A 9,463-nucleotide genomic window follows, 5' to 3' on the forward strand; every position below is an offset into this window, starting at 1 on the left:
GGCGCAGCCTGCGCCGGGACGTTCGTGCTCAGAGTTCGAACTGGCCGTTTGCCTCCGGCTGCCAGGTCACTTCCAGCACCTTCAGGTGCAGTTCCTTGCCGTCCGGCGTGTTCCAGTCGATCGACTGGCCGGCAGCCAGTCCCAGCAGCGCACTGCCGGCGGGCGAGAAGATCGACACCCGGCGTGCTTCGGCATTGGCATCCTTGGGGTAGGCCAGGGTCAGTTCGTATTCGCGGCCGGTGCCTTCTTCGAGGAAGCGGGCACGGCTGTTCATCGTGATGACGTCGGCCGGCATGTCCTCGGGTTCGCGCACGTCGGCGCGCTCGAGTTCCTCGCGCAGGCCATCGAGATCGCTGCGGCTGCGGAAGGTCGGAAGAGTCAGCAGGCCTTCGAGGCGTTCGAGGTCGCTGCTGGAAACGATGATTGGCGGCTTCATGGTGTTGTCCTGCGTGGCGTCCTGCGCTGGAGGCCTTCCGGTCCGCGCGGACATGCAAAAGAAAAGGCCGAACTGCCGCTCGCAGTCCAGCCCCTAGGATTCGTCCCGTTGGGCGAAGGTTAACAGAAGCGGTGCCGGGTTACAATGACGGCCCGTTCGATCAAGGTTTTTCACGTGTCCAGCATCACGCTCGCCCTGTCCAAGGGGCGCATCTTCGAAGAGACGCTGCCGCTGCTCGCGGCGGCCGGCATCGTCCCGACCGACAACCCCGAATCCTCGCGCAAGCTGATCATCGGCACCAACCGGCCGGACGTGCGCCTGGTCATCGTACGCGCCACCGACACGCCCACCTACGTGCAGTACGGCGCGGCCGACCTCGGCATCGCCGGCAAGGACGTATTGATCGAACATGGCGGCGCCGGCCTGTACCAGCCGCTGGATCTCGACATCGCGCGCTGCCGGCTGTGCGTGGCGGTGCAGAAGGGCTTCGACTACGCTGCCGCCACCCGCCCGGGGGGGCGTATCCGCGTCGCGACCAAGTACATCAATGCCGCCAAGGCGCATTTCGCCGGCAAGGGCATGCATGTCGACCTGATCAAGCTCTACGGCTCGATGGAACTGGCGCCGCTGGTTGGGCTGGCCGATGCGATCGTCGACCTGGTATCGACAGGCGGCACGCTGCGCGCCAACAACCTCGAAGAAGTCGAGGACATCATGCCGATCAGTTCGCGCCTGATCGTCAACCAGGCTTCGCTGAAGCTCAAGCGCGAACTGCTGCAGCCGGTGCTCGATGCCTTTGCCGGCGCGATCAAGCCTTAAGGAGCCGTGCATGAGCCAGACGCCCATCCGCCGCCTCGACGTCAAAGAACCCGAATTCCTGTCCACGCTCGACGCCTTGCTCGCTTTCGAGGCCGAGGCCGACGAGCGCATCGATGGCGCGGTGACCGAGATCCTGCGCGCGGTGCGCGCCACCGGCGACGCGGCGGTGGTTGAATACACCCGCCGCTTCGACGGTGTGGACGCGCAGTCGATGGCTGCGCTGGAGTTGCCGAAGGCTGAACTGCATGCCGCGCTCGACGGCCTGGCGTCCGCGCAGCGCGAGGCCCTGACGATCGCTGCCGATCGTGTGCGCATCTACCACGAGCGGCAGAAGGGCGAGTCGTGGGAATTCGTCGAGGCCGACGGTACCCGTCTGGGGCAGAAGGTCACGCCGCTCGACCGCGTCGGCCTGTACGTGCCGGGCGGGCGGGCGTCATACCCCAGTTCGGTGCTGATGAACGCGGTTCCGGCCAAGGTCGCCGGCGTCGGCGAACTGATCATGGTCGTGCCCACGCCGCGCGGCGAGAAGAATCCGCTGGTGCTGGCCGCGGCGGCGATCACCGGCGTGGACCGCGTGTTCACCATCGGTGGTGCGCAGGCGGTGGCGGCGCTGGCCTATGGTACGCAGACCATTCCGCAGGTGGACAAGATCGTCGGCCCCGGCAATGCCTATGTGGCGGAGGCCAAGCGCCGGGTGTTCGGCACCGTCGGCATCGACATGGTGGCGGGGCCGTCCGAGGTGCTGGTCATCGCCGACGGTTCCGGCCACGCCGACTGGGTGGCGATGGACCTGTTCGCCCAGGCCGAGCACGATGAATTGGCGCAGTCCATCCTGCTGTGCACCGATGCCGGTTTCATCGATGCGGTGCATGAGTCGATCGACCGTTTGTTGCCGGCGATGCCGCGGCGCGAGACCATCGCCAAGTCGCTGGCCAATCGCGGCGCGCTGATCCGTGTCGACAGCATCGAGCAGGCCTGCGCGCTGGCCAACCGCATCGCGCCCGAGCACCTGGAGTTGTCGCTGGAGGATGCGGAGGCCTGGATCGGCCACATCCGCCATGCCGGTGCGATCTTCGTCGGCCATTGGGCGGTGGAGGCGCTGGGCGACTACTGCGCCGGGCCGAACCATGTGCTGCCGACGATGCGCAGTGCGCGCTTCTCGTCCCCGTTGGGGACTTACGATTTCCAGAAGCGCACCAGCATCGTCAACATCTCCCAGGCCGGCGCCCAGCATCTGGGCAAGGTCGCGTCCATCCTGGCGCATGGCGAGGGCTTGCAGGCGCATGCGCGCTCGGCGGAAATGCGGCTGAAGGTCTGATGCTGCCGGCCACAACTGCGTCCGGTCGCGGCGGCACACTCTCCAGGGATGTTGCGGAACTGCGAGCCGGTGACGTGCGGGGTGGCGGCCGTTCCCTTCTCAGCTTCCGAGGATGTCCTTCAGCGCATCGACGAGGACGGTACACTGTTCGTCCGTTCCCACCGTGATGCGCATGAACTGGTCGATGCGCGGCGCCTTGAAATGGCGCACGATGATCGCGCGCTTGCGCAGTTCGGCCGTCAGCTCGGCGCCGTCGCGTCGCGGATGGCGGGCGAAGACGAAATTCGCCGCCGAGGGCAGCACTTCGAAGCCCAGCGCGCGCATCCGGCCGACCAGCGCGTCGCGCGTCGTGATCACCTTGCGGCAGCTTTCCCGGAAGAAGTCCTCGTCTTCCACCGAGGCCACGGCGCCGGCCAGCGCCAGGCGGTCGAGCGGATAGGAGTTGAAGCTGTTCTTCACCCGCTCCATGCCCTCGATCAGGTCGGCGTGCCCGGCGGCGAAGCCGACGCGCAGGCCGGCCAGCGAGCGGCTCTTGGAGAAAGTGTGCACGACCAGCAGGTTGGGATGCTTGTCTACCAGCGTGATCGCGCTGTCGCCACCGAAGTCGATGTAGGCCTCATCCACCAGCACGACGGCGTCCGGATTGCCGGCGACGATGCGCTCGACCTCGGCCAGGCTCAGCAGGCGGCCGGTGGGGGCATTGGGATTGGGGAAGATGATCGCGCCCGGCCGTTCGCCGCCCTGCGGCAGGTAGTCTTCGGTGCGGATCGAAAAATCGTCCGTGAGCGGCACCGCGCGCTGCTCGATGCCGTACAGGCCGCAGTACACCGGGTAGAAGCTGTAGGTGATGTCCGGAAACCACAGCGGACGGCCGTGGTTCAGCAATGCCATGAAGGCATGCGCCAGTACTTCGTCCGAGCCGTTGCCGACGAAGATCTGCCGGGGCTGCAGGCCGTGGCGGCGTGCCAGCACGGCTTTGAGCGCGTCGGCGTTCGGGTCCGGGTAGAGCCGCAGGCCGTCGCCCGTCGCGGCGCGGATGGCGTCCAGCGCCCTGGGCGAGGGGCCGTAGGGGTGCTCGTTGGTGTTGAGTTTGATCAGGTTGTCGAGCTTGGGTTGCTCGCCGGGGACGTAGGGGGTCAGGCCGTGGACGACGGCGCTCCAGAAGCGGCTCATGTTCTGTCTGCTGTGAGGGTTCGAGTGGCGGATCGGCAACGCGATTGCGTCGGGCCTGTCCCCGCCATAGGCTGCGCGTTGCGGTCAATTTGCCGGGCGATGTTATCATGGCCCGGACCTGTAACTCTTGAGCCCTGAAGCCAGTCATGCGGCAAGCCGAAGTCACTCGCAACACCCTCGAAACGAAGATATCCGTGCGCATCGATCTCGATGGCACGGGCAAGGGCAGGCTCGATACCGGCGTTCCCTTCTTCGATCACATGCTCGACCAGATCGTGCGCCACGGCTTGATCGACCTGGACATCCATTGCGAGGGCGACACCCATATCGACGACCACCACACCGTCGAGGATGTCGGCATCGCGCTGGGGCAGGCCTTCGCCAAGGCCATCGGCGACAAGAAAGGCCTGCGCCGCTATGGCCATGCCTATGTCCCGCTCGACGAGGCGCTGTCGCGCGTCGTCGTGGATTTTTCCGGCCGGCCCGGCCTGCACCATCATGTGAATTACACCCGTGCCCGCATCGGCAACTTCGATGTCGACCTGGCGCGCGAATTCTTCCAGGGCTTCGTCAATCACGCCGGTGTCACGCTGCATATCGACAATCTGCGCGGCGAGAACGCCCACCATCAGTGCGAGACCGTGTTCAAGGCCTTCGCCCGTGCGTTGCGCATGGCGGCCGAGGCCGATGAGCGGGCGGCGGGGACGATTCCTTCCACCAAGGGCGCGCTCTGAGCGAAAATCCTCTGCGGCCGTTCCAAGCGGCGGCCGTCATCCTGTTCGAAAGCGAGTCAAACCGATGACCACCGTGGCCATCATCGATTACGGCATGGGCAACCTGCGCTCGGTCGCGAAGGCGATCGAGCACGTGGCCCCCGGCCACCAAGTCTTTGCCACCTCGGATCCCGCGCGCGTCGCCGCGGCTGAGCGTGTCGTTTTCCCCGGGCAGGGGGCGATGCCCGACTGCATGCGGGAACTCGACGGCCGCGGCTTGCGCCAGGCCGTGCTGGATGCCGCGGCGAGCAAGCCTTTCCTGGGCATCTGCATCGGACAGCAGATGCTGTTCGAGCACAGCGCCGAAGGCGACGTGCCCGGCCTGGGCATCTTGTCGGGAGAGGTGCTGCGCTTCCCCGAGCAGAAGATGCTGCTTGCCGATGGCTGCCGCCTCAAGGTGCCGCACATGGGCTGGAACGAGGTCTGGCAGCGAGAGCCGCATCCCATGTGGGAAGGCATCCCGGATGGCGAACGCTTCTACTTCGTGCACAGTTATTTCGTCGTGCCCGCAGATGCGGCGCTGGCCGCGGCGGACACCGACTATGGCGTTCGCTTTACCAGCGCGGTAGCGCGGGATAATATCTTCGCGGCCCAGTTCCACCCCGAGAAAAGCGCAGCGGCCGGCCTTCGCCTGCTGGCGAATTTCATCCGCTGGCAGCCCTGAGTGCCCGCCAGGCCGACCCAGTCCAGTTCATCCTTCAGTCCCACCATTCCAGATCCCGGTATGCTGCTCATTCCCGCCATCGACCTCAAGGACGGTCATTGTGTTCGCCTCAAACAGGGCGAAATGGACGACGCCACGGTGTTTTCCGAAGATCCCGGCGCCATGGCGCGCCACTGGCTCGATGCCGGTGCCCGTCGTCTGCACCTGGTGGACCTCAATGGCGCCTTTGCCGGCAAGCCGAAGAATGGCGCCGCGATTCGTGCGATCACCGACGAAGTCGGCGACGACATTCCGGTCCAGCTCGGTGGCGGCATCCGCGACCTCGACACCATCGAGCATTATCTCGACAACGGCATCAGCTACGTCATCATCGGCACTGCGGCGGTGAAGAACCCCGGGTTTCTGCACGATGCCTGCAGCGCCTTTCCGGGGCACATCATCGTCGGCCTGGACGCGAAGGACGGCAAGGTTGCGGTCGATGGCTGGTCGAAGCTGACCGGGCACGACGTCGTCGATCTGGCGAAGAAGTTCGAGGACTACGGTGTCGAGTCCGTCATCTACACCGACATCGGTCGCGACGGCATGCTGTCGGGGGTCAATATCGAGGCGACCGTGCGCCTGGCGCGCGCGCTGCGCATTCCCGTCATCGCCAGCGGCGGCATCACCGACCTGCGCGACATCGACGCGCTGTGCGCGGTGGAGGACGAAGGCATCATGGGCGCGATCACCGGCCGCGCCATCTACGAAGGCACGCTCGATTTCACCGCAGCCCAGGCCCGCGCGGACGAACTGAGCGGCGCATCCGAATGACTCTTTCCGCCGAGCGCCGCTGATGCTTGCCAAGCGCATCATTCCCTGCCTGGACGTGAGTGCCGGGCGCGTGGTCAAGGGCGTCAATTTCGTCGAACTGCGCGACGCGGGAGATCCGGTCGAGATTGCCCGCCGCTACGACGAACAGGGCGCCGACGAACTGACCTTTCTCGACATCACTGCGAGCTCCGACGACCGCGACATCATCCTGCACGTCGTCGAGCAGGTGGCCGAGCAGGTGTTCATCCCGCTGACCGTCGGCGGCGGCGTGCGCGCGGTCGATGACGTGCGCCGGCTGCTCAACGCCGGTGCGGACAAGGTCAGCATGAACACCGCGGCGGTCAACAACCCGCAACTGGTGCACGACGCGTCGAGCAAGGTCGGCAGCCAGTGCATCGTGGTGGCCATCGACGCCAAGCAGACCGCGCCGGGCAAGTGGGAAGTCTTCACCCACGGCGGGCGCAGGAATACCGGGCTCGACGCCATCGAATGGGCGTGCAGGATCGAATCCCTGGGCGCGGGCGAGATCCTGCTCACCAGCATGGACCGCGACGGCACCAAGAGCGGCTTCGATCTGGCGCTGACGCGTGCCGTGTCCGACGCGGTGCGCATTCCGGTGATCGCCAGCGGCGGCGTCGGAACACTGGAGCACCTCGCCGAGGGCGTGTCCGAAGGCCGCGCCGATGCCGTGCTCGCAGCGAGCATTTTCCACTTTGGCGAGCATACGGTGCGTGAAGCGAAGACGCTGATGCGCGCGCATGGAATCGAGGTGAGACTGTGAGCGTGAGTACGCGCTGGCTGAACGACATCGAGTGGGACGAGAACGGCTTGGTGCCGGTGATCGCACAGGAAGCCTCCAGCGGCGACGTGCTGATGTTCGCGTGGATGAACCGCGAGGCATTGCAGCGCACCGCCGAAACGGGCGAAGCCATCTACTGGTCACGTTCGCGGCGTAAGCTGTGGCACAAGGGCGAGGAGTCGGGGCACGTGCAGAAGGTGCTCGACATCCGCATCGATTGCGACAACGACGTCGTGCTGTTGAAGATCGAGCAGATCGGCGGCATCGCCTGCCACACCGGGCGCCATAGCTGCTTCTTCCAGAAATATTTCGCCGATGGCCGCTGGGAGGCTGTCGAACCGGTTTTGAAAGACCCGAAGGAGATCTACAAATGATCGATATCGAAGTGCTGCGCCGTATTTCCGATACCCTGGTCGCGCGCAAGAAGGCGGACCCCGATGCCTCCTACGTCTCCAGCCTGTACGCCAAGGGGACGGACGAGATCTGTAAGAAGGTCGCCGAGGAGGCCGCCGAGACCATCATGGCGGCCAAGGACAAGGACAGGCTGCATCTGGTCTGGGAAGTCACCGATCTGTGGTTCCATTCCCTGGTCCTGCTCGCCCATCATGGCCTGTCGGTCGAGGATGTGCTGGCCGAATTCCGCCGCCGCGAGGGCGTGTCGGGTATCGACGAGAAGAAGTCGCGCACGGCTTGAGGAGGCTCAATGAGCGAGTGCATCTTCTGCCGTATCGTCCGCGGCGAGATTCCGTCGAAGAAGGTCTATGAGGACGAGCACGTCTTCGCCTTTCACGACATCAATCCCGCAGCGCCGGTCCATGTGCTGGTGGTTCCCAAGGTCCATGTCGACTCGATGGCCCATCTCACCGAGGAACACGAAGCGGCGATGGGGCGTCTCATGCTTGCGGCGGGTCGCATCGCACGCGAACAAGGCTGCGCCGACGGTTTCCGGACCATCGTCAATACCGGAAGGGTGGGTTTGCAGGAGGTGTATCATCTGCACCTTCATATTCTGGGTGGCCCCGATCCCCTGCCACCCATGTTGAAGCATTAAGGAGAGCGGTATGGGTTCATTGAGCATCTGGCACTGGTTGATCGTGCTGGTCATCGTCCTGCTCGTGTTCGGGACGAAGAAGCTGCGCAACATCGGCTCGGATCTGGGCGGTGCGGTCAAGGGCTTCAAGGACGGCATGAAGGAAGGCGATGCCGCTACCGATGCCGCCCAGCAGAAGATTGCCGAGGGGCAGACGATCGAAGGTGAGGCGCGGGAAAAGGTCGACAAGTCGGCTTCCTGAGTCTTGCGTCTCGATGGAGAGGGGCGCCCAGAAAGGGAGCGCCCCTTTGTTTTCGTGCGGCACACCTGTCGTGTGTGCCTCTATAGCGGCGAAACATGTTCGATTTCGGCTTTTCGGAACTCATCGTGATCGGGGTGGTGCTGCTCGTGGTGGTCGGCCCGGAGCGCCTGCCCAAGGTCGCGCGCACGGTCGGTCACCTGCTCGGGCGGGTCCAGCGCTACGTGTCGGACGTCAAGTCCGACATCCAGCGCGAGATGCAGCTCGAAGAGCTGAAGAAGCTCCAGGAGCAGGTCAAGCAACAGGCGCAGGAGCTCGAAAGCTCGGTGCGTTCGGGGGCGGCCGGCATCGAGGGCCAGATCAGCCGCACGGCCGAGGAGCTGCGTTCGGCGCTGCCTGATGGCGCAGCGTCCGCCTCCGCTGCCCCGTCTCCCGAACAGCCAGCAGCTGCCGCGGTGGAAGGGCAGCTCGAACTTGGGCTCGATGCCAACCGCCAGGCCGGGACGGCCGACAAGAGCCAGGCTGCAGACAAGACCAAGGCATGAGCACCCAAACGGATACCTTCATCTCCCACCTGATAGAGTTGCGCGATCGCCTGATCCGCGCGTTGCTCGTGGTGGTGGTCGCTTTCGTCTGCCTGATGCCGTGGGCGGGCAATATCTACGACATCCTCGCCAAGCCGATGATGGATACCCTGCCGGCCGGCACGCAGATGATCGCCACCGGCGTGGTGACGCCTTTCTTCGTGCCGGTGAAGGTGACGATGATGGTCGCCTTCGTGCTGAGCCTGCCCTGGGTGCTATACCAGGCCTGGGCCTTCATCGCGCCGGGGCTGTACGCCCACGAGAAGCGCATGGCCCTGCCGCTGGTCGCCGGCAGCACGCTGCTGTTCATCGCCGGCATGGCCTTCTGCTATTTCTTCGTATTCGGCATGGTGTTCAAGTTCATTGCCGAATTCGCGCCCAAGAGCATCGTGCCGGCGCCGGACATCGAGCAGTACCTGTCCTTCGTGATGTCGATGTTCCTCGCTTTCGGCATCACCTTCGAGGTTCCGGTGGCGGTCATCGTCCTTGCCAAGGCTGGCATCGTCACCGTGGCCAAACTGCGGGAAGCGCGGCCCTACGTGATCGTCGGCGCGTTCGTGATCGCGGCCATCGTCACGCCGCCCGACGTCGTCTCCCAGCTGATGCTCGCGATCCCGATGTGTCTGCTCTACGAACTGGGCATCATCCTCGCCAACTGGATGGTCAAGGCGGCGCCTGCGCCTGCGAGCGAAGCCTATGTGCCGCCGTCCATCGAGGACATGGACAAGGAGCTGGATCGCATCGAAGCCGGCGTCGATGCTGGAGACGGCAGCGACAAGCGCTGAGTACCCCCCCCCC

14 protein-coding genes are annotated in these 9,463 nt (G+C 65.1%); 12 read left to right on the forward strand and 2 right to left on the reverse strand.

From position 1 onward, the window contains the following. Window positions 1-28: 28 nt before the first annotated feature. Window positions 29-436, reverse strand: a complete 408-nt coding sequence (gene rnk, locus C666_RS07290) for a nucleoside diphosphate kinase regulator (protein WP_004336127.1) — start codon at window positions 434-436, stop codon at window positions 29-31. Window positions 437-610: 174 nt separating this feature from the next. Between rnk and hisG the strand changes: the two genes are divergently transcribed. Beyond that, window positions 611-1,255, forward strand: a complete 645-nt coding sequence (hisG, locus tag C666_RS07295) for an ATP phosphoribosyltransferase (RefSeq protein WP_004336129.1) — start codon at window positions 611-613, stop codon at window positions 1,253-1,255. 10 nt (window positions 1,256-1,265) lie between these two features. Next, complete coding sequence (gene hisD, locus C666_RS07300; RefSeq protein WP_004336131.1) at window positions 1,266-2,573, forward strand: histidinol dehydrogenase; 1,308 nt, start codon at window positions 1,266-1,268, stop codon at window positions 2,571-2,573. Between the two features lie 99 nt (window positions 2,574-2,672). Here the strand turns inward: hisD and hisC are convergent, their stop codons facing one another. Then, on the reverse strand, window positions 2,673-3,746 hold the full coding sequence (hisC, locus tag C666_RS07305; RefSeq protein WP_004336134.1) for a histidinol-phosphate transaminase: 1,074 nt from the start codon (window positions 3,744-3,746) through the stop codon (window positions 2,673-2,675). A 146-nt stretch (window positions 3,747-3,892) separates the two neighbouring features. Here hisC and hisB point away from each other — a divergent pair, with 146 nt between their 5' ends. The 10 genes from hisB (at window position 3,893) to tatC (ending at window position 9,450) form a co-directional block, all read left to right on the forward strand. Further along, window positions 3,893-4,480, forward strand: coding sequence for an imidazoleglycerol-phosphate dehydratase HisB (gene hisB, locus C666_RS07310; protein WP_004336135.1), 588 nt, complete (start codon window positions 3,893-3,895; stop codon window positions 4,478-4,480). A gap of 64 nt (window positions 4,481-4,544) precedes the next feature. Next, window positions 4,545-5,183, forward strand: a complete 639-nt coding sequence (gene hisH / locus C666_RS07315) for an imidazole glycerol phosphate synthase subunit HisH (protein WP_004336137.1) — start codon at window positions 4,545-4,547, stop codon at window positions 5,181-5,183. A gap of 60 nt (window positions 5,184-5,243) precedes the next feature. Further along, window positions 5,244-5,993, forward strand: a complete 750-nt coding sequence (hisA, locus tag C666_RS07320; protein ID WP_004336139.1) for a 1-(5-phosphoribosyl)-5-[(5-phosphoribosylamino)methylideneamino]imidazole-4-carboxamide isomerase — start codon at window positions 5,244-5,246, stop codon at window positions 5,991-5,993. 22 nt (window positions 5,994-6,015) lie between these two features. Continuing rightward, window positions 6,016-6,774, forward strand: coding sequence for an imidazole glycerol phosphate synthase subunit HisF (hisF, locus tag C666_RS07325; protein ID WP_004336140.1), 759 nt, complete (start codon window positions 6,016-6,018; stop codon window positions 6,772-6,774). After that, entirely contained in the window at window positions 6,771-7,166 is a 396-nt protein-coding gene (hisI, locus tag C666_RS07330) for a phosphoribosyl-AMP cyclohydrolase (RefSeq protein WP_028792207.1), read from the forward strand. The genes hisF and hisI overlap by 4 nt, the downstream gene beginning before the upstream one ends. Further along, window positions 7,163-7,486: a phosphoribosyl-ATP diphosphatase gene (locus tag C666_RS07335; RefSeq protein ID WP_004336143.1), complete on the forward strand. Its 324-nt coding sequence runs from the start codon at window positions 7,163-7,165 to the stop codon at window positions 7,484-7,486. The genes hisI and C666_RS07335 overlap by 4 nt, the downstream gene beginning before the upstream one ends. 9 nt (window positions 7,487-7,495) lie before the next feature. Then, complete coding sequence (locus C666_RS07340; RefSeq protein WP_004336145.1) at window positions 7,496-7,843, forward strand: histidine triad nucleotide-binding protein; 348 nt, start codon at window positions 7,496-7,498, stop codon at window positions 7,841-7,843. Between the two features lie 10 nt (window positions 7,844-7,853). Then, window positions 7,854-8,084 (forward strand): Sec-independent protein translocase subunit TatA, encoded by a 231-nt coding sequence (tatA, locus tag C666_RS07345; RefSeq protein ID WP_004336147.1) that lies wholly within the window; start codon window positions 7,854-7,856, stop codon window positions 8,082-8,084. A gap of 95 nt (window positions 8,085-8,179) precedes the next feature. Beyond that, complete coding sequence (tatB, locus tag C666_RS07350) at window positions 8,180-8,626, forward strand: Sec-independent protein translocase protein TatB (protein ID WP_004336149.1); 447 nt, start codon at window positions 8,180-8,182, stop codon at window positions 8,624-8,626. Beyond that, window positions 8,623-9,450 (forward strand): twin-arginine translocase subunit TatC, encoded by an 828-nt coding sequence (gene tatC / locus C666_RS07355; RefSeq protein ID WP_004336151.1) that lies wholly within the window; start codon window positions 8,623-8,625, stop codon window positions 9,448-9,450. The genes tatB and tatC overlap by 4 nt, the downstream gene beginning before the upstream one ends. Window positions 9,451-9,463 lie beyond the last annotated feature (13 nt).

The organism is Thauera linaloolentis 47Lol = DSM 12138 (genome assembly GCF_000310205.1).
Classification (GTDB): domain Bacteria; phylum Pseudomonadota; class Gammaproteobacteria; order Burkholderiales; family Rhodocyclaceae; genus Thauera; species Thauera linaloolentis.